Source organism: Streptomyces sp. NPDC053560 (assembly GCF_044544605.1).
In the GTDB taxonomy this organism is placed as follows: Bacteria; Actinomycetota; Actinomycetes; order Streptomycetales; family Streptomycetaceae; genus Streptomyces.
In genome coordinates, this window is sequence record NZ_JBITXI010000021.1 from 45,885 (window position 1) to 64,536 (window position 18,652).

Annotated in this window: 15 protein-coding genes; 1 reads left to right on the plus strand and 14 read right to left on the minus strand. The window is 73.0% G+C overall.

Going from position 1 to position 18,652, the window contains the following annotated elements:
- Positions 1-12: 12 nt before the first annotated feature.
- Complete coding sequence (locus ACIGQF_RS36025; RefSeq protein WP_399719515.1) at positions 13-660, minus strand: TetR/AcrR family transcriptional regulator; 648 nt, start codon at positions 658-660, stop codon at positions 13-15.
- A gap of 111 nt (positions 661-771) precedes the next feature.
- Between ACIGQF_RS36025 and ACIGQF_RS36030 the strand changes: the two genes are divergently transcribed.
- Complete coding sequence (locus tag ACIGQF_RS36030) at positions 772-1,830, plus strand: aldo/keto reductase (protein ID WP_399719518.1); 1,059 nt, start codon at positions 772-774, stop codon at positions 1,828-1,830.
- A 48-nt stretch (positions 1,831-1,878) separates the two neighbouring features.
- Here ACIGQF_RS36030 and ACIGQF_RS36035 read toward each other — a convergent pair whose 3' ends face one another.
- From ACIGQF_RS36035 to ACIGQF_RS36095, 13 genes are all read right to left on the minus strand, one after another.
- Positions 1,879-4,722, minus strand: coding sequence for a LuxR C-terminal-related transcriptional regulator (locus ACIGQF_RS36035; RefSeq protein WP_399719521.1), 2,844 nt, complete (start codon positions 4,720-4,722; stop codon positions 1,879-1,881).
- Between the two features lie 89 nt (positions 4,723-4,811).
- A complete protein-coding gene (locus ACIGQF_RS36040; protein WP_399719650.1) occupies positions 4,812-5,660 on the minus strand; it encodes an alpha/beta hydrolase family protein in 849 nt (282 codons plus the stop codon).
- Between the two features lie 198 nt (positions 5,661-5,858).
- Positions 5,859-7,190: a polysaccharide lyase family 1 protein gene (locus ACIGQF_RS36045; protein WP_399719524.1), complete on the minus strand. Its 1,332-nt coding sequence runs from the start codon at positions 7,188-7,190 to the stop codon at positions 5,859-5,861.
- Entirely contained in the window at positions 7,190-8,536 is a 1,347-nt protein-coding gene (locus tag ACIGQF_RS36050) for an ABC transporter substrate-binding protein (protein WP_399719528.1), read from the minus strand. The genes ACIGQF_RS36045 and ACIGQF_RS36050 overlap by 1 nt, the downstream gene beginning before the upstream one ends.
- 2 nt (positions 8,537-8,538) lie before the next feature.
- On the minus strand, positions 8,539-10,170 hold the full coding sequence (locus ACIGQF_RS36055; protein ID WP_399719531.1) for a family 43 glycosylhydrolase: 1,632 nt from the start codon (positions 10,168-10,170) through the stop codon (positions 8,539-8,541).
- A complete protein-coding gene (locus ACIGQF_RS36060) occupies positions 10,167-11,021 on the minus strand; it encodes a PmoA family protein (protein ID WP_399719534.1) in 855 nt (284 codons plus the stop codon). The genes ACIGQF_RS36055 and ACIGQF_RS36060 overlap by 4 nt, the downstream gene beginning before the upstream one ends.
- On the minus strand, positions 11,018-12,199 hold the full coding sequence (locus ACIGQF_RS36065) for a Gfo/Idh/MocA family protein (RefSeq protein ID WP_399719536.1): 1,182 nt from the start codon (positions 12,197-12,199) through the stop codon (positions 11,018-11,020). Before ACIGQF_RS36065 ends, ACIGQF_RS36060 begins: the two co-directional genes overlap by 4 nt.
- Complete coding sequence (locus ACIGQF_RS36070) at positions 12,196-13,053, minus strand: carbohydrate ABC transporter permease (protein WP_399719539.1); 858 nt, start codon at positions 13,051-13,053, stop codon at positions 12,196-12,198. Before ACIGQF_RS36070 ends, ACIGQF_RS36065 begins: the two co-directional genes overlap by 4 nt.
- Entirely contained in the window at positions 13,050-14,015 is a 966-nt protein-coding gene (locus tag ACIGQF_RS36075; RefSeq protein ID WP_399719543.1) for a carbohydrate ABC transporter permease, read from the minus strand. The genes ACIGQF_RS36070 and ACIGQF_RS36075 overlap by 4 nt, the downstream gene beginning before the upstream one ends.
- Before the next feature lie 103 nt (positions 14,016-14,118).
- Positions 14,119-15,840: an L-arabinonate dehydratase gene (gene araD / locus ACIGQF_RS36080; protein ID WP_399719546.1), complete on the minus strand. Its 1,722-nt coding sequence runs from the start codon at positions 15,838-15,840 to the stop codon at positions 14,119-14,121.
- Positions 15,837-16,748 carry a dihydrodipicolinate synthase family protein gene (locus ACIGQF_RS36085; protein WP_399719549.1) on the minus strand — a complete coding sequence of 304 codons (912 nt, stop codon included), beginning with the start codon at positions 16,746-16,748 and terminating at the stop codon, positions 15,837-15,839. The genes araD and ACIGQF_RS36085 overlap by 4 nt, the downstream gene beginning before the upstream one ends.
- On the minus strand, positions 16,745-17,413 hold the full coding sequence (locus ACIGQF_RS36090) for a GntR family transcriptional regulator (protein ID WP_399719552.1): 669 nt from the start codon (positions 17,411-17,413) through the stop codon (positions 16,745-16,747). The genes ACIGQF_RS36085 and ACIGQF_RS36090 overlap by 4 nt, the downstream gene beginning before the upstream one ends.
- A 161-nt stretch (positions 17,414-17,574) precedes the next feature.
- Positions 17,575-18,405, minus strand: coding sequence for a pectate lyase (locus ACIGQF_RS36095; protein ID WP_399719555.1), 831 nt, complete (start codon positions 18,403-18,405; stop codon positions 17,575-17,577).
- Between the last annotated feature and the right edge of the window lie 247 nt (positions 18,406-18,652).

Below are 18,652 nucleotides of genomic sequence, written 5' to 3' on the forward strand. Positions count from 1 at the left end.
GGCCCGGCGGCCTCAGGCCTCCGGGTGCCCGCCGCGTACGTACACACCTGCCCGGGCCGCGGCCGCCGCGGCTCCGGCCGCCCGCGCCGCCGCCGCTTCGTCCAGCGGATCGCCGCTGGCCAGCACTCGGTAGTAGAGCGGCGCCGAGACCGCGCGGATCACCTCGTGCGGATCGGTGCCGGCGGGCACCTCGCCGCGCTCGGCGGCCTGCCGCACACAGGGGGCCCACTCCTCGATGCGGGTCGCGTAGAAGCGGTGCAGCGCCTCGGCCGCCTCCGCCTCACTGGTGGCCGCGGCGATCACCGCCTTGAACAGCGGGCCCTGGCGCGGGTCGGTGAGGGTGCGCCGGACCAGTTCCGCGTTGGCCGTGAGGTCGCCGAGCAGTGAACCGGTCTCCGTGCGCGGCAGGGACTGTTCGGCCATGTCCGCCAGCAGGTCGGTCACCAGGCCGACCGCACTCCCCCACCGCCGGTACACGGTGGTCCGGCCCACGTCGGCGCGGCGGGCGACCTCGGCGAGGTCCAGCCCCGCGAGGCCGCGCTCGGCCAGCAGGTCACCGGCCGCTTCCAATACGGCCGCCCGCACCCGGGCCGTCCGCCCGCCGGGCCGGACGGTGCCCGGCTGTTCGGCACCCGGCCGTTCCGTACCCGCACTCGCCATATCGGGACTCCCGTTCCATTAGCTTCCGATCCCTGTTACGGTAACGCTCACCTTAACGGAACGGTTGACCCATTAGGAACATGCGGGGTCACCTATGGGGAGGGACTCACCATGGAATACAGGCAGTTGGGCGCCTCCGGCCTCAACGTCCCGGCGCTGAGCTTCGGCACGGGCACCTTCGGCGGTCGCGGCCCGCTCTTCGGGGCGTGGGGGAACACCGACGCCACGGCCGCGCGCCGACTCGTGGACATCGCCCTGGACGCCGGGATCACCATGTTCGACACCGCCGACGTGTACTCCGGCGGCGCTTCGGAGGAGGTGCTCGGACATGCGGTCAAGGGCCGCCGGGACCGGGTCATCCTCTCGACCAAGGCCGGGCTCCCCATGGGCGACGGGCCGAACGACGCCGGCACCTCCCGGCCGCGGCTGATCCGGGCGACCGAGGACGCGCTGCGCCGCCTCGGCACCGACCACCTGGACCTCTTCCAGCTGCACGCGTTCGACGCGGGCACGCCCGTCGAGGAGGTCCTCGGCACCCTCGACCAGCTCGTACGGTCCGGGAAGATCCGCTACATCGGCGTCTCCAACTTCGCGGGCTGGCAGCTGATGAAGTCCCTCTCGACGGCCGAGAAGCACGGCTTCCCGCGGTACGTGGCGCACCAGGTCCACTACTCGCTCGTCGGCCGCGACTACGAGTGGGACCTGATGCCGCTCGGCATCGACCAGGGCGTCGGCGCGGTGGTCTGGAGCCCGCTCGGCTGGGGCCGGCTCACCGGCAAGGTGCGCCGCGGGCAGCCGCTGCCGGCCGGGAGCCGGCTGCACGAAACCGCCGACTACGGTCCGCCGGTCGAGGAGGAGCGCCTGTACCGGGTGGTCGACGCGCTCGACGACGTGGCGCGGGAGACGGGCCGGAGCGTCCCGCAGATCGCCCTGAACTGGCTGCTCCGGCGGCCGACCGTCGCCTCCGTGATCATCGGCGCGCGGAACGAGGAGCAACTCCGCCAGAACATCGGCGCCGTCGGCTGGGAACTGGCGCCGGAACAGGTGGCCCGGCTGGACGCGGCGAGTGCGCGGACCGCGCCGTACCCCCACTTTCCGTACGAGCGTCAGGAGGGCTTCGCACGGCTCAACCCGCCGCCGGCCGGCCTCACCCCGCCGTTCGCGGCCTGAGCCCCGGACGGCGGGACGGGCAGGGCAACGGCGTTGGCGACCGGCCGGTCACAGGGCCGCGGTGGAGTCCCCCGCGCGGTCCACCAGCCGCGCCAGCTCCAGCCGCGAGCGCACGCCCAGCACCGCGAAGACGTTCCGCAGGTGGTGGTCGACGGTCCGGGGGCTCACCGAGAGCCGGAGGGCGACCTCGCGGTTGGTGGCGCCCTCCGCCACACAGCGGGCGATCCGCAGCTGCTGCGGGGTGAGTTCCGCGAGCGGCCCCGCCCGCCCGGCGGCCGGTGGCTCCGTGCCGGCCGGCGCGTCCCCGGTGGCCCGCAGTTCGGCGCGGGTCTGCTCGGTCCAGGCACGGGCGCCGCACCCCTCGAAGGCGACGAGCGCGTCCCGCAGCAGTCCCCGGGCGGGGCCGGGACGGCGGCGCCGCCGGAGCCACTTGCCGTGCAGCAGCAGGGTCCGGGCGCGCTCGAAGTCGTTGACGGTGTCCTCGTGCCGGGCGCGGGCCTCCTCGTAGTACGCATCGGCCGCCGCCGGCCGGCCGCCACCGGCCCCCTCCAGCAGCGCACGGCAGCGCGCCAGTTGGGCGGGGGCAGCGGGGTCGGCGCCGAGGTCGGCCCAGACGGCGAACTCCGCCACGGCAGCACGCGCCGCGTCGGGCGCGCCCGCCTGCACCGCCGCCTCGGCGTAACAGGGCACTGCCAGCATGCGGACGGCGAAATGGCCCTGGCGCGGGCCCGGGCGCACCAGCGGGCCGAGCCGGGCCGCTGCCTCGTCGACGCGGCCGGCACCCAGGTCGGCCCGGGCGAGTGCCCAGCCGGTGAGGGTGGCGACCTGGACCAGGCCGTGCGGCGCCGCGACGGCGGTGGCCGCCGTCGCGTGGGTGGTGAGCGCGTCGGTGTCGCCCTCGACGGAGGCAACGAGGGCCAGGATCGCGTGCTGGTGGGCGGCGATGTTGCGCTGTCCGGTGCGGTGCGCGATCCGCAGCCCCTCTTCGGCGTGGACGCGGGCCCGTGGGTGCCTGCCGACCCGGAGTTCGCCATAGGCCAGGTGCTCCAGGGCCTGCGGTACGAGCGTGGTGCGGCCCAGCGCGCGGGCGGCCGCGAGGGCGCGGGCGTTGACCCGGCAGGCCGCCGCGAGGTCGCCGACGACCAGCGCGGCGACCCCGGCCCGCAGCAGTACCTCGGGGGCGTCGGCCTGCTCGGTGTGTGCGAGCAGCCGGCGGAGCGGCCCGACCCCCGCATCGAGCCGCCCGCTCAGCACGGCGGCCATACCGGTGCGGTAGTCGTCGGGGAGCCGCCCGCCCTGGGCGGGGTCCCTGGGCCGGGCGTCGGGTGCGTCCGCCGGGGAATCCGCCCCGCTCCGCTCACCACCCAGCGCCTCCACGTACGCCGCCGCGTCGCCCATGGCCCAGGCGGCCTCCGTGGCGGCGAGACGTGCGGTCAGGGCCGCTGCCGCGTCGTGGGGACCGAGCAGGGCGGCCGCGAGCAGAAGTTCCTCCCTGGCGTCGGCGACCGGGCCGTCCCGCAGGGACAGCAGTCCGTGGACCAGTTCGGCCCGGCCGCGTACCGGCAGGGCAGCGGGCAGCGCGCGCACCGGCACCAGCAGCTCGCGGGCGCGCGCCGGCCGGCCCGCGAGACGTGCGTGGTCGGCCGCCTCGGTCAGCCGGGCGGCGCGGTCGGTGCCGTCCTCGGTGATGCGCGCGGCGACGGCCAGCGCCACCGAGCGTTCCTCGTGCGAGAGGTACGGCTCGTCGGCCCGCGCGGCGGCGGCCAGCCGGCCGGCGAGTCCGGTGTCGGGTCCCTCGGCCGCCAGAGCGCGATGGACCAGGTGGGGCAGCCGGAGGCCGACGTCGTCCGTGCTCGCCGAGGCCAGGAGCGCGTGGGCGGCGCGGCGCCGGGCGAGCGGCACGGACTCGTACAGGGCGCGGCGCAACGGCGCGCTGCAGAAGTGGAGGCGCTCCCCCTCGGTACGCATCAGCCCGGCGGCCTCCGCCGGTTCCAGGGCCGGCGCGCCGAGCCCGGCGGCCGCCGCGGCCCGCAGGACGAGTGCCGCGTCGGCGCCTGGACCGTCGGGATGTGTTTCCTGCGCGGCGGCGGCCAGCAGCAGGATCCGGCGGGTGGCGGGAGGCAGCTCGGCGGGGCGTGCTCCGCAGGCGCGGAGGAACGTCGCGGGGTCGGCGAGGGGCCGGGGCAGTGGGGCGAGGCCGGTGAGCTGGGGCGGGGTGAGGCCGGCGGCGAGTTCGCCGAGCAGCCGGGGGTTGCCGTCGGCCGCGCGGGCCAGTTCCTCCCGGACGGCCGGGGCGGCACGGCCGTCGGTGAGGTCGCCGAGGAGCGCGGCCGCCGCGGGCCCGTCGAGGGGGCCGAGCCGGAGCCGGGGCAGTCCGGCGAGGGCAGGGTCGTGGGCGCGGTGTTCCGCGACCGACAGCAGCAGGCCGACGGGGTCCGGCGAGGTACGGAGGAGAGCGGCGCAACGGCCCAGTTCCGTACGGGACGGCGGGTCCCACAGGTGGACGTCGTCGACACACACCAGGAGGGGACGGCCGGCGGCCGCGGTGCGTAACAGCCGCAGCAGGGCGCTTCGTTCGCCTCCCTGTCCGGTTCCGGCGGCCGGGCGGGCGTGCGGCCACATGGCGGTGACCGCACGGAGGAGGGTGCGGATTCCGCCGTGCGGCCGTGCGCCGTCCGCGGCGGCGGCCCGCACGAGCAGGGCGCGGCCCGCCCGGAAATCCTGGACGGCGCGTTCGAGGAAGGCGGTACGGCCGAGGCCGGGGCCGGCCGCGCACACCAGAGCACCTCCCGTACCGTGCTCCAGGCCGCTCATGAAGGTGTGCGCGGTGGACAGTTCGGTGTCCCTGCCGCGGATCCGGAGAGGACAGTGCGCGGGCTGCGTTCCGGTCACGTCCGTCACGTTACTGGCGTGTAACCGGTCACGGAACCCCTCCGTCCGGCCGGCTCACCGGCCCCGTCGGTCGTTCCGCCCGCCTCCCGTCAGGAGGTGTGCGGGCAGTTGCCCCGGTACTCCTCGATCGTCAGGCTCGGCCGGGGCAGCGGGCAGAGGAACTGCTCGTAGCGGGTGTCGTTGTCGATGAACCGCTTGAGCCAGGAGATGCTGTACTTGGCGATCGTGGTGTTGGAGGTGTTCGGCGTGAAGTGCGTAGCGCCGTTCAGCTCCAGGTACGCCTTGTCGAGCGAGCCGGGCAGGCTCTCGTAGAACGGCTCGGAGTGGGACGCGACCGGGGCGATCGTGTCGCCGTCCGCGCCCACGACCAGGGTCGGAGTGGTGATCTCCGGCCAGGACTTGTCGAGGTTCCAGCCGGTCAGCGGGATCGCCGCCTGGAGGGACGGCCGGCTCTTGGCGGCCTCCAGCGTGCCGCCGCCGCCCATGGAGTGGCCCATGACGCCGAGCCGGCTGCTGTCGATCCGGGTGCGCACCGAGCTCTTCTCGGTCAGGTAGTCCAGTGCGGCGAGGAGTTGCCTTCCCCTGCTGTCGGGCTGGTCGAGCGTGGTGTTGGTGTCGATGGTGAACACCACGAAGCCCTGGGAGGCCAGCCGCGGGCCGAGCCAGGCGATGGACGACTGGTAGGCGGTGTAGCCGGGCGAGATCGCGATGGCACCGAAGGTGCCGTCGGCGGTGGAGGTCGGGTAGTAGATGGTGCCGCCGCCGAAGCCCGTGACGCTCAGGGAGGAGACGGTGGTCTGGGAGACGGCGTACGAGCCGCGGGAGGCCTCGATGCTGGACTCCGTGGGCGCGGGTCCCCGCTCGTACGGGTTGTCCGCGGCCCCCGCGGGCACCGCCTGGGCGGTGAGCAGGCCACCCGCGGCCAGGAGTCCGGCCAGGCCCCACCGCGTCAGGCGGGCTCTGAGCCGGCCGGGCCCCCGGCGCTCCGGAGCGCTGACGGACACACTGCTGTGCTGCTGCACGGCGAAGTTCCTCTCGGTCGCGGTCGATGACGGCTGCCACTCTCGTGCCGTGCGGCCCCCGGCACATCGGCAGAATCACCGGCCTTGGCCGGGTGTCCGCGCGCCCGGCAGCCGTCAGCGCAGCCGGCCCGCGCCCGCCCGGTGGCCGACGAGTCCGGGTACGGCACGCGGGTCGTCGACGCGGGTCCGCAGGGTGGGCGTCCAGCCCGCGCCGGACGCCAGCGGCTCATCGGGGAACTCCGCGTTGTGCAGGGCGATCAGGTCGGCCGGGCGGCCGTTGACGCGGTTGCCCACCGCGGTGACAGGCGCCTCCTTCCATTTCTTCAGGACGCGGCCGGCGCCGGTGCCGGCCGGGAGGGTGAAGGCGTTCTTCTCGGCGACGAGCCGGGACTCGATGCCGATGCCGAGGCTGTAGGCGTACGACGATTCCGGGCCCACCACGTAGTGGTTGTTGTACGTGTCGACCTTGCCGAAGCGGACGCGCGGCGCACGCTCGGTCACGTCGCGGAAGAGGTTGTGGTGCAGGGTGACGCGCAGCTTGCCGCGGTCGGTGGCGCCCGCGCTGTCACTGTTGCCGATCATCAGGGTCTTGTCGTGGTCGGCGAAGACGTTCCAGGACGCGGTGACCAGGTCGGCGCCCCGCACGATGTCCAGCTCGCCGTCGTGCCGCTGGTACACCTCGCCGTAGTACGACGGCAGTGAGCTGTCGGGGTGGGCGCCGTCGGTGAAGGTGTTGTGGTCCAGCCAGACGTGGGTGGAGCCGGTGACGACCACGCCGTCGTACTCGGAGTTCCAGGCGCCCGTCGCGCCGTCGGTGGGGTCCCACTGCGGGAAGCAGTCCAGCGGGCTCTCCACCGTGAGGTTGCGGACGACGACGTTGTCGGCGTTCTCGATCTGCAGGCTGCCACCGGTGATCCCGGCATGCGCGCCGACGCCGATGAGGGTGGTGTCCGACGGGACGTACGCCGTGATGGCGGCTGCTTGATTGCGTTGCGAGGCGGCACGCAGGTCCTCCTGGACGCCGCTGACGGGCCGGTCCCGGCCCCGGACGGCGGGGTCGTAGTCGGCGAGGTAGCGGGCGAAGTCGTAGCCGTCGGCCGCGAAGGAGCCACAGCCACCGGAGGTGGCGTTCAGGGTGCCCCTGACCCTGACGATGCGCGGGACGCCGGGGTCGTCGGCAAGCGCCGCCCGCAGTCCGTCCCAGGTCGTGACGGTGTAGGTGTGCGCCGCACCGGCCCGGGCCCCGCCCGTCGTACCACCGGCGGCGGACGCCCAGCCGTCGCCCGGCGGCAGGATGTCGAGGCCGAGCAGAGCGTCCCGGCCGAGCGGGACATGCGAGCCGGGCGGGGCGGCATGGGCCGGGGCGGTGGCGGCCGGGGCCGCGGCGAACGCGAACGCGAGCGGGAGTCCCGCGAGGGCCGCGGCCGGCCGGCGGCGGGTGAGCATCACTTTTCCTGCTGCTTCCACTCGGCCTGGGCCACGTTGAACTGGTCGGCGAGCGCGTCCAGGAACGCCTTGGGCGTGGTCTTGCCGAGCAGCACTTTCTGGAAGGCGGGTTCGTTGTCCGCCTTGGAGATGGTGTTCCAGTCGGGGAGGTGGTACGGCAGATCGACGATCTTCGTCCGGTCGCTGTTCAGCGCCTCGGCACCGAGCTTGGTGGTCTCGGACCTCTGCACCCAGTCGTCCTCGGCGGCTTCGAGATTGGCCGGGACGGTGCCGGCCGACTCGCTCCACTTGCTGCTGGACTCGTGCGAGGCGGCGAACTCGATGAACTTCCAGGCGGCGGCCTTGTTCTTGCCTGACTTGAAGAGGCCGAGCCCGTCGACCGGGTTGGACACCATCACCCGGGTGCCGTCGTCCAGCGTGGGGTTCGGTATGCCCCGGAACTTCTTCGTGCCGAGCGCCTTCACATGGTCCTGGTAGGAGCCCATGTTGTGGTTGAGCATGCCGATCTCGCCACTGTCCCACTGCGCGACCATCTTGGTGAAGTCGTTGTTGATGTCGGCCGCCGGGGTGTTCTTCTTGTAGAGCGCGACGTATTTCTCCAGCGCCGCGACGTTCTTGGGGGCGTTGACGGTGGTGTGGAGCCCGTCCGCCTTCCAGAAGCCGGTGATGCCGGACTGGCCGTACATGGCGTCCAGCGCCTGCGCGATGGAGCCGGCGCCGCCGCGGATGGTGTAGCCGAACTTGTTGGCGCCCTTGTCGGTGAGTTTCTTGGCGGCCTCGTAGAACGCCGACCAGGTGGTGGGCGCGGACAGACCGGCGGCCTTGAACAGGTCGGTGCGGTAGTAGAGCACGCCGTTGGTGGCGTGCATGGGGACGGTGTAGAGCTGCCTGCCGCCCGCGGCCGAGCGGACGCTCTTCACCATGCGCGTGTTGAGCTTGCCGTCCAGCGCGCTGTCCTTCAGGCGCCCGTCGAGCGGTTCCAGCGCGCCCTGGGCGCTGATGCCCGCGAGCATGGCCGCGCCGATGCCGCCGACATCGGGCAGGCCGCCGCCCTGGATGGCGGTGTCGTACTTGGACTGCGCCTCGGTCGCGGCGACCCCGACGTAGTCGACCTTGATGTCGGGGTGCGCCTGCTCGAAGTCCTTGATGATCTCCTTCCACACATCGGTACGGACCCCGCCGTTGTTGTCCCAGAACGTGATCGTGCCCTTGCCGGAGCCCTCAGCGCCGGACTCGCCCGCGACACCGCTGCCGTCGTCGCCGCAGGCGGTGGCGGTCAGCGCGAGAACCGCCGTCAGGGCGAGCGCGGCGGTCGCGCGGGAGCGTTGGCGGATGGTGTGGGTCATGGTCAGCTCTTCTCTGCTCGCGTAGGGGAATGGCCCGGAGGGACGATGCGGAAGTGTGTGAAGAGCGCGGTGCCGGCGGGGTCCGCGCCGGTACCGACCGGGTCGGCGGGCGTGGTGGCGAACAGCCCGAGCAGGGCGCCGACCCATCGCCAGGGCAGGGCGGCGAAGACCTGCCCGTACGGGATCCAACCGGCTCCGGTGTCGGCGGCGAAGCGGCAGCGGGCTTCCGGGCCGATGGTGATCCGTAGCCGAGCCCGCCCGTCGGGTGCGGGCGCGGAGTGCGCTGCGTCCCGCTCCGCCTCGGCGACGGACTCGGCGAACCGGTGGACGAGCCGCACCGCCCCGTCCGTACCGCGCTCCAGCCCGATCCAGCTGAACGCGTCACCGAGCACCGCGAGCCCGGCCTTGGCGCCCTGCTCCCCGCTCTCCAGGCGCAGTGCGACCTCCACCGTGACCGGGCGCGCGGGCAGCCGTTGCGTGAGGACGTGCGGCAGGCGGCGCAGGTCGTGCGCGTCGGCGGCGCGGACGCAGGTGAGCCGCAGTCCGTCGCCGGAGTGACGTGGTGCCCAGCCGTCCTCGGGGTTGGCGGCCCACTGCCACTGGCGGCCGAACCGGCCGCCGGGGAAGTCGTCATCGGTGGCCGGAGCGGCGGGCCGTTGCGGCGGCAGCAGCGGTTTGCGGTGGTCGCGTACCGGGGCGCCGTCCGCCCCCATGACCGGCCACCCTCCCCCACTCTCGGCTGCGCTCGAGCGGGAGGTGCCCCCATCGTCCCACCGCATCGGCTGGAGGTGTACGAGGCGCCCGTACGCCCCCTTCTCCTGGAAGTGCACGAACCAGTCCTCGCCCGCCGGGGTGCGTACCCAGCCGCCCTGGTGCGGGCCGTTGACGTCGGTGTCGCCCTGGGCGAGGACGACGCGCTCCTCGTACGGGCCGAAGAAGCCGCGCGAGCGGAAGGCGCCCTGCCAGCCGGTCGCCACGCTCCCGGCGGGCGCGAGGATCCAGAACCAGCCGTCGTGCCGGTAGAGCTTGGGGCCTTCGAGGGTGAACCAGCCGGGGATGCGGTCGGCGTCGACGATGGTGGTGCCCTCGTCGAGCACGCCGGTGGCCTCGGGGTGCATACGGTGGCCGGTGAGCCGGTTCTTGATGCCGGAGCGGGACCGGGCCCAGGCGTGTACGAGGTAGGCCTCGCCGGTCTCCTCGTCCCACAGCGGGCACGGGTCGATCAGCCCCTTGCCCGCCTTGAGGAGGTGCGGTCGGCTCCAGGGGCCCCGTACGTCCTCGGCGTTGACCTGGAAGATACCGTGGTCCGGGTCGCCCCAGAAGATCCAGAAGCGGCCGTCGTGGTGCCGGATGGCGGGCGCCCACACCCCGCAGTCGTGGCGCGGCACGGTGAACGCCTCGGCCGGTTCCAGCCGCTCCAGGGCGTGTCCGATCAACGTCCAGTTGACCAGGTCGCGGGAGTGCAGGAGGGGCAGGCCCGGGACGCGGCCGAAGCTGGAGGCGGTGAGGTAGTGGTCGTCGCCGACGCGTACGACGTCGGGGTCGGACCAGTCGGCGGCGAGGACGGGGTTGCGGTAGGTGCCGTCGCCGCGGTCGGCGGAGAGCCAGGCGGCGTGCCGGTCGGCGGGGGTCATGCCGTCACCGCCTTCCGTGCCAGGCCGGCGGCCTCCTCGCGGGTGGGACGCCCGTCGGCGACCACCGTGACGATGCGGCGGACGACGGTCTCGCCCGAGGCGACGGGTAAGCGCTCGGCGTGCGCGAGCGAGGAGCCCACTCCGGGGTAGTCGGCGGCGCGGACGAACCACGGGTCGTTGCGGGTCGGTTCGGTGGCACCGGCGAAGACCAGGGTCCAGCCCGCGCCGCCGAGCGCGAGCCAGTCAGCGGGGCGTCCGTGCACCGCGGCCTCGCCCTCGGCGTCGGCGGTGAACACCTCGGGCACGTCGGCCTCCTTGGGAGCGCGCCAGAAGAAGCCGCCGTACGCGGCACCGGCGCGGCCGTTGGTCGCGGGGCTGCCGAGGGACAGCGTTCCGGCGGTGGTGTTGGTGAGCGAGAAGGTGAAGTCCAGCGCCCAGGCGGTGTCGGTCAGCGCGGTGGCCGCAACGGTGCGCCGCTCGCGCAGCAGCTCGTCCTCCCCCACGCTCCAGCTCAGCTCCTGCACGAAGCCGTCGGGGTCGCACAGGTTGAAGGCGGTGTGGCGCTGCACGCCGTGGTTGTCCAGCTCGGCCGGGCCGCGGTCGCGTACGTAGGTCCGGCCGCCCCAGAAGTTGTGGCCCGCCACGTCGGGGACGGCGATGCCCACGCCGAGGTGGTGCGGGTGGTCGGCGGGCATCAGCTCGGTGACGGGGGTGCCGCGCAGGGTGGTCACGGGATGCAGGTACGGGCGCGGTGCGAGCCGGGCGTCGAGCGCCGGCCGGTAGGCGTACCGGGCGACGGGGCGTCCGGCGCAGCACAGGGCGAGGGTGGGGGTCGTGCGGGGCGCGGTCATCCGGAGCGCACCTCCTGCGGGAGCGCCCAGGGGGCGCCGAGTTCGGAGTAGAGGGAGAGGGTGTCGGCACTGGCGGCCACCAGGCCGTCGATGCCGGGGACGACGCGGCGCAGGGTGCTGCCGTCGGCCGTCGTTCCGGGCGCTGTGTGCCAGGCGTCCGGGGGCAGCGGCGCCGGGTCCGGGGCGCACCGCACCGCTTCGAGGACGCGCATGAAGGCGCCGGTGGCGGCGGGCGGTACCAGCAGCGGTGTGCCGTCGGTGAGGTGGGCGAGGAGGTTGTCCAGCAGGTCGGTGCGGCCGTAGGTGGTCTCCTCGGGGGCGTGTCCGGCGCGCTGGAGCAGAACGCGGTCCTGCTTGTACCAGAAGGTGAGGCGGCCACGGGTGCCGTGCGCCACGACGTACGGCTCGGCTGCCGTGTCCGCGCACAGGGTGGCGGCGACGGTGACGCGGCTGCCGTGTGCGGTGGTGACGCGGACGCAGGAGGTGTCGTCGGATTCGATGGCGTGGGCGCGGAAGAGTTCGGTCTCGATGTGCGTGACGTCCTCGGCGGCGGTGCTGCCGTCCAGTGCGAGGGCGGTGGCGACGGCGTGTGCGAGGGGGTTGGTGAGGACCCCGTCCAGCACGTCGGTGCCGTCGAGTCTGCGGTGGCCGGCCCAGGGGGCGCGGCGGAAGTACGCCTCGTCGCGTACCCAGGCGCCGGCGGCGCCGATGCCGGCCGGTTCGCCGATCACGCCGTCGGCCAGCAGGCGGCGGACGGCCGGTAGGGCGTGCGAGCCGAGCGACTGGAAGCCGATGCTGCAGGCGACGCCGGCCGATTCCACGCCGTCCGCGAGCCGCCGGAACTCGGCGTACGAAGGTGCGGGCGGCTTCTCGACGAGCATGTGGACGCCGTGCCGGGCCGCGGCCAGTGCCAGATCGGCGTGGGTGGGGATGGGCGTGCAGAGGACGGCGACGCGGGCGCCGGTGGCGGTGATCAGCGTCTCGAAGTCGTCGGACTGCGCGACGGTCCCGAAGCCGTCGAGTTCGGCGGCGGTGAGCGGGGTCAGGTCGCAGACGCCGGCGAGGCGGACCATGCCCTGTGCGGCCAGCCGGCGGATGTTGGCGAGATGCCAGTGGCCGTGGCCACGTGCGCCCACGAGGACGACCGGCAGCGGTTCTTCCGTACCGGCGTGGCTCATCCCTTCACCGCCCCCGCGCTGAAGCCGGTGATCAGCCACTTCTGGATGTACGCGAAGACGATCACCACGGGGACGGCCGCGATGACGCCGCCGGCGGCGAGCGCGCCGAGGTCGACGCTGTCCGCGCCCATCAGGGTGTTCAGGCCGACGGGGATGGTCTGCTTCTCCTGGTTGCTGAGGAACATCAGCGCGAAGAGGAAGTGGTTCCAGGCGTGTACGAAGGCGAAGGAGCCCACGGCGACCAGGCCGGGCCGCAGCAGGGGCAGGACGACGACGCGGAAGGCCCGCATCCGGCCGCAGCCGTCGACCCAGGCGGCCTCCTCCAGCGCGTACGGCACGTTCTTGATGAAGCCGCTGATCAGGATCATGGACAGCGGGAGCTGGAAGACGGTCTCCGCGAGGATGACACTGCCCAGCGAGTTGATCATCCGCAGCTCGGCGAAGATCTGGAACAGCGGTACCAGCAGCAGCGCCCCGGGCACGAACTGGGAGCACAGCAGGGCCAGCATGAAGCCCTTCTTGACGCGGAAGTCGAAGCGGGCGAGCGCATAGCCGCCGGCCAGCGCGACGAGCGTGGTGAGCACCAGGGTGGCGATGCCGATGAGCACGCTGTTCTGGAAGTACGTCGCGAAGCTGCGCTCGGTCCACACCTTCGCGAAGTGCTCGAAGGTGACCGGCCAGGGCACCAGGGAGGTGGAGCCGGCCGGGCGGAGCGCGAAGAGCAGGATCCAGTAGAAGGGGACGAGCGTGAAGAGGAGGTAAAGGGCGAGCGGCAGATGGATCTGCCAGCGGGGCGCCTGGTCCCAGGCCCGCTTCCGGCCGCTCCGGCGCGGTGCGAGGTGCAGCGTGGTCACTTGTCGCCACCTCCGAATTTGCTGAGCCGCAGGTAGACGAGCGAGCAGAAGAGCAGGATCACGAACGCGACGGTGGTCAGCGCGGACGCGTAGCCGAAGTTGTGCGCGTCGACGGAGGTGTTGGCGATGTAGAGCGGCAAGGTGGTGGTCTCCCCCGCCGGTCCGCCGCCGGTCAGTGTGTAGAGCAGGTCGACGTTGTTGAACTCCCACACCGCGCGCAGCAGCGTGGAGAGGATGATGGCGTCCTTCAGGTGCGGCAGCGTGATGTGGAAGAACTGCCGGAACCGGCTCGCGCCGTCCACCTCGGCCGCCTCGTAGAGGTCCTTCGGGACTGACTGGAGGTCGGCGAGGATGAGGATGGCGAAGAAGGGCACCCCGCGCCAGAGGTCGGCGACGACGACGGCAGGGAAGACGGTGGCGGTGTCGGAGAGCCAGGAGGTGCCGTACTCCCCGATGCCGGCGTCGGCGAGGTAACGGCTGATGCCGGTCTGGGAGTTGTAGAGCAGTACCCAGATCGCTGAGGTGAGGACGCCGGAGACGGCCCAGGGCGAGAAGACCAGCGCGCGGGCCAGCGCCCGGCCGGCGAAGGTCTGGTTGACGATCAGGGCGAGGGCCAGTCCGAGGAGCAGCTGGAGCCCGACCTCGACGACGACCCACTTGAGGCTGAAGGTCAGGGTGCCCCAGAAGAGCGGGTCGCCGCTGAAGATCTCGGTGAAGTTGTCCAGCCCGGCGAAGCCGTTCCGCCACGGCTTGGTGGGGTTGGCGTGCTGGAGGGCCGTCCAGAAGACGCTGAGCACCGGGTAGGCGATGAAGCCCAGCATCAGCACCGCTGCGGGCGCGATGAGCAGGTACGGCAGCCGGCGGGGGTGCGTACCGGTGCCGCGGCGGGGGCGCTTGGGCGGCGGGGGCGTCCCGTGACGGCTTCTGGGCGGTGACTCGGCCACGGCTGCGGCTTGGGCCATGACGCTTCTCCGTTCTGGCTAACCGGGAAGGAGGACGATGTTCGAGATATCGGCCATTACGGTGCGCCGATCGAATGGTGCGAAGCGGGCGGTGCGGGACGGCTCAGCCCGCGTACGGGTCGGGCACCGTGCCGGGGCGGGCCAGGAAGGCGAAGTCGCAGCCGGTGTCGGCCTGGGTGATCTGCTCGGCGTAGAGCGCGCCGTATCCGCGCGTGTACCGCTCCGCCGGGGGCGTCCACGCGGCCCGGCGCTCCGCCAGCTCCTCGTCGGACGCCTCCAGGCGCAGGGTGCGCGCGGCGACGTCGAGGGTGATGAGGTCACCGCTGCGGACGAGGGCGAGCGGACCGCCCACATAGGACTCGGGGGCGACGTGGAGCACGCAGGCGCCGTAACTGGTGCCGCTCATCCGGGCGTCGGAGATCCGCACCATGTCCCGCACGCCCTGCTTCAGGAGATGGTCGGGGATCGGCAGCATGCCGTACTCGGGCATGCCGGGGCCGCCCTTGGGCCCGGCGTTGCGCAGCACGAGCACATGGTCGGCGGTGATGCCGAGCGCCGGGTCGTTGATGGTGCGCTGCATCGCCCGGTAGTCGTCGAAGACGACGGCGGGTCCGGTGTGCCGGAGCAGCTGCGGTTCGGCGGCGATGTGCTTGATGACCGCGCCGTCGGGGCAGAGGTTGCCGCGCAGTACCGCGACGCCGCCCTCGGCCGCGACCGGATTCTCCCGGGTGCGGATGACGTCATCGTTATGGACCAGGGCGCCGGCCAGCTGTTCCCGCAGCGTCGGGTGGGCAACGGTGGGCCGGTCCAGGTGGAGCAGGTCGGTGATCCGGGCGAGGAAGCCGGGCAGCCCGCCCGCGAAGTGGAAGTCCTCCATGAGGTACGGGCCGCCGCCGGGGCGGACGTTGGCCAGCACCGGCACCTTGCGGGCGATCCGGTCGAAGTCGTCCAGGGTCAGCCGCACCCCGGCGCGTCCGGCCATCGCGATCAGGTGGATCACCGCGTTGGTCGAGCCGCCGAGGCCGAGGACGGTGGTGACGGCGTCCTCGAAGGCCTCCGCGGTGAGGAGATGCGACAGCCGTACGTCCCGGCGGACGAGGTCGACGATGCGGATGCCGGACGCGGCGGCCATCCGGTCGTGTCCGGAGTCGACGGCCGGTATGGAGGAGGCGCCGGGCACGGTGACGCCCAGGGCCTCGGCCGCGGCTGTCAGGGTGGAGGCGGTTCCCATCGTCATGCAGTGGCCGGGCGAGCGCGCCAGGCCGCTCTCCAGTTCGGCCAGCTCGCAGTCGCCGATGAGGCCCGCGCGCTTGTCGTCCCAGTACTTCCACATGTCGGTGCCGGAGCCGAGCGTCTCACCGCGCCAGTGCCCGGGGAGCATCGGCCCGGCGGGCACGAAGACGGTGGGCAGGTCGACGCTGGCGGCGCCCATCAGCAGCGCGGGCGTGGACTTGTCGCAGCCGCCGAGCAGCACCGCGCCGTCGACCGGGTAGGAGCGCAGCAGCTCCTCGGTCTCCATCGCGAGCATGTTGCGGTAGAGCATCGGGGTCGGCTTCTGGAAGGTCTCGCTCAGCGTGGCGACCGGGAACTCCAGCGGGAAGCCGCCGGCCTGCCACACGCCGCGCTTGACGGCCTGCGCGCGGTCCCGCAGGTGCTGATGGCAGGGGTTGATGTCGGACCAGGTGTTGAGGATCGCGACGACGGGCTTACCGAGGTGCTCCTCGGGCAGGTAGCCGAGCTGCCGGGTGCGGGCGCGGTGGCTGAAGGAGCGCAAGCCCTGCGTGCCGTACCACTGGTGACTCCGGTACTCCTCCGGGCGTCTCATACCGACCACCCGGCCGCCAGCGCCGCGACCTCGGCGCGCTGTTCCTCCGGCAGTGGCTTGCTCGGCGGGCGGACGTCGCGGCGGCACAGGCCGAGCGAGGCCAGCGCCTCTTTGACCACGGTCACGTTGTTGGCGGAGCCGTTCGCGCCGCGCAGCTCCTCGAAGCGGCGGATCTGCTCCCAGACCTTCATCGCGGCCGGGTAGTCGCCCGCCCTGAGCGCTTCGAGCATGTGCAGCGACACGGCCGGTGCGACGTTCACGAGCCCGGAGGTGAAGCCGGTGGCACCGGCGGAGAAGTACGAGGGGGCGTACGGCTCGGCGAGGCCGGCGATCCACACGAAGCGTTCGAGGCCGGCGTCCCGCGCGAAGGCGGCGAAGTGTGCCGCGTCCGGTACGGCGTACTTCACTCCGATGACGTTGGGGCAGGCGTCGGCGAGTTCGGCGAGCCGTAAGCCGCTCATGGCCTGGTTGCGCAGGTAAGGGACGACGCCCACCTCGGGCACGGCCTCGGCGATCGCCCGGTGGTAGTCGACCCAGCCGCCCTCCGAGACGTACGGGTGGACCGGCTGATGCACCATCACCAGCTGCGCGCCGACGTCGCGGGCATGGCGCGCGGCGGCCACCGCCGTCGGCACGTCGTGGCCGATGCCGACCAGGACGGTGGCACGGCCGTCGGCCTCCTCGACGGTCAGCTCGGTGACGGCGCGCCGCTCGTCGGGGGTGAGGGCGTAGAACTCGCCGGTGTTGCCGTTCGGGGTCAGGGTCCGTACGCCGCCGTCGAGCAGCCGGCGCAGCAGGGCTCGGTGCGCTTCGGTGTCGAGGGCGCCGTCCGCCGTGAACGGGGTGACCGGGATGGCCACGACATCGGCGAGTGCCGCCCGGTGGGTCTCGTACGCGGCCGCTGTCATTCCAGGGTCCCTCCTCCGGTGGGGGCCTCGTCCGTGGCGGGGAAGGCCCGCTCGACGAAGGAGGCGATGTGGGTGTGGACCGCGCGGGCCGCGCCGTCGGCGTCGCCGGCCGCGGCCAGCCGGAGGATCTTCTCGTGCTCGGCGGCCTCCCGCTCCCAGGACGGCACGGCCGCCCAGGCGACGGTGGAGACGAGGGCCGCCTGGTCGCGGACCTCGTCGAGCATCCGGGTCAGCAGTGGGTTGCCGCACGGCAGGTAGAGCGCGCGGTGGAAGTCACGGTTGGCGAGCGACCGGTCGGCGGGGTCGGCCGCCTCGGCCGCCCGGGCCAGCGCCGTACGGGCGGCCTCGACGGAGGCGGCGCCGCGCACGGTGCGGCGGACCGCTTCCGGTTCCAGCAGCAGCCGCACGTCGTAGACCTCGCGTGCCATGGCCGCGTCGACCGTCCGGACGGTGACGCCCTTGTACTGGCTCATGACGACGAGCCCGGTGCCGGCGAGGGTCTTCAGCGCCTCACGCACCGGGGTCTTGGACACCCCGTACTGGGCGGCGAGTTCGGTCTCCACCAGCGACTGGCCGGGGCTCAACTGCCCGGTGAGGATGCGGTGTTTGACCGCCTCCAGCACATACTGCGTGCGGGAGGGGATCGGGGCGGGGGCGAAAGTCATGGGCGGCCGCTCTCAGCTCTCATATCTCGCGCATCACGTCTCGTATATGACGTATGAAGTACGACGCGATGAAGCTAGAGCGCCCCGGAGGGCTCGTCAACGCTTCTGACAGAGAACGGGGAAAGAGCGGCCGCCCGCGGCCTACTGGCCCTGGACCAGGGTCAGTTGTACGAGATGTCGGACGTCGAGTAGCGGCAGTAGGTGCCGTCCGGGCCGCTGCCCGTCTCGACCGGCTCCTTGCCGGTGTTGTTGCCGGTGTAGCGCACGCACGGCTTGATCTTCTTGCTGCTGTCGCCGTGGATGCGCACGCTCTTCAGCGTCGCGGTGTCCCCGTAATTGGTGTTGATCCCAACGAGGGACTTGCCCGGCGCGGTCACGTCCACGTCGCTGACGCTGATGGTGCGCTTGTACTGGGTCGAGCAGTTGCCGCAGCTGCGCACCAGCTTGCCGAAGTCGGAGACCTGGAAGCCGCTGATGCTCAGCTTGCCCGCGCCGTTGAACTGGAAGACCTTGTCGTCGGCCTTCTTCGCGCCGCCGCCGGTGACGGTGTACGTCGCGCCGGAGGAGGTGCCCTTGAAGGAGGCGGCGTCCTCGCCGACGTCCTCCCACCACACGTTCTGCAGGGTGCAGCTGCCGGAGCAGTGGATGCCGTCGGCGGCCGGCGAGCCGATGACGACGTTCTTGAGCACCGCTCCGTCCTTCAGCTTGAAGATCGGGTCCTGGCCCTCCTCCTGGCCGTCACCGCCGAGGTCGCCGCTGCCGTAGAACCGCTTGAGGCCGCCGTCGTAGGTGCCGGACACCTCGATGGTCCTGCTCACCGCCTGGCTGCCGTTGGGCGTCGGCCAGGCGGCGGCGTTCGCCGTGCCGGTCAGCGACGTGGCGAGGAGGGCGGCGCCGGTCAGCCCGGCCGCGGTGATGCCACCGAGCACCGCCTTCCGGCGGGCGATCGTCCTGCGGTGGCGGCCGGCGGGCCGCCGTGCTGCTGATGTCATGTCCAATGCCCTTCGATGGGGGGGTGACTTCGATGGGGGGTGAGACCCACGTCGTGCTGTCGCCACCGAAGGCGGAAGGGGTTGCCGCGACTCCGGACTTTTTTCCTCAGCCGCGGTGGGGGGGGGCGGGGCCCCGCCCCCCCCCCCCGGCCCCCCCCGCCCCCCCCGGGGGGGCGGGGGCGGCCGCCCCCCCGGGCCCGCCCGCCGCCCCCAGGGCGGGACGACCCCCCCCCCCAAAGGGGGCCCC

What these genes read in the sequence shown, in the direction of transcription:
- ACIGQF_RS36025 (WP_399719515.1), bottom strand. Translation starts at nt 660, where the DNA reads ATGGCGAGTGCGGGTACGGAACGGCCGGGTGCCGAACAGCCGGGCACC.
- ACIGQF_RS36030 (WP_399719518.1), top strand. Translation starts at nt 772, where the DNA reads ATGGAATACAGGCAGTTGGGCGCCTCCGGCCTCAACGTCCCGGCGCTG.
- ACIGQF_RS36045 (WP_399719524.1), bottom strand. Translation starts at nt 7,190, where the DNA reads ATGCTCACCCGCCGCCGGCCGGCCGCGGCCCTCGCGGGACTCCCGCTC.
- ACIGQF_RS36050 (WP_399719528.1), bottom strand. Translation starts at nt 8,536, where the DNA reads ATGACCCACACCATCCGCCAACGCTCCCGCGCGACCGCCGCGCTCGCC.
- ACIGQF_RS36055 (WP_399719531.1), bottom strand. Translation starts at nt 10,170, where the DNA reads ATGACCCCCGCCGACCGGCACGCCGCCTGGCTCTCCGCCGACCGCGGC.
- ACIGQF_RS36060 (WP_399719534.1), bottom strand. Translation starts at nt 11,021, where the DNA reads ATGACCGCGCCCCGCACGACCCCCACCCTCGCCCTGTGCTGCGCCGGA.
- ACIGQF_RS36065 (WP_399719536.1), bottom strand. Translation starts at nt 12,199, where the DNA reads ATGAGCCACGCCGGTACGGAAGAACCGCTGCCGGTCGTCCTCGTGGGC.
- ACIGQF_RS36075 (WP_399719543.1), bottom strand. Translation starts at nt 14,015, where the DNA reads ATGGCCCAAGCCGCAGCCGTGGCCGAGTCACCGCCCAGAAGCCGTCAC.
- araD (WP_399719546.1), bottom strand. Translation starts at nt 15,840, where the DNA reads ATGAGACGCCCGGAGGAGTACCGGAGTCACCAGTGGTACGGCACGCAG.
- ACIGQF_RS36085 (WP_399719549.1), bottom strand. Translation starts at nt 16,748, where the DNA reads ATGACAGCGGCCGCGTACGAGACCCACCGGGCGGCACTCGCCGATGTC.
- ACIGQF_RS36090 (WP_399719552.1), bottom strand. Translation starts at nt 17,413, where the DNA reads ATGACTTTCGCCCCCGCCCCGATCCCCTCCCGCACGCAGTATGTGCTG.
- ACIGQF_RS36095 (WP_399719555.1), bottom strand. Translation starts at nt 18,405, where the DNA reads ATGACATCAGCAGCACGGCGGCCCGCCGGCCGCCACCGCAGGACGATC.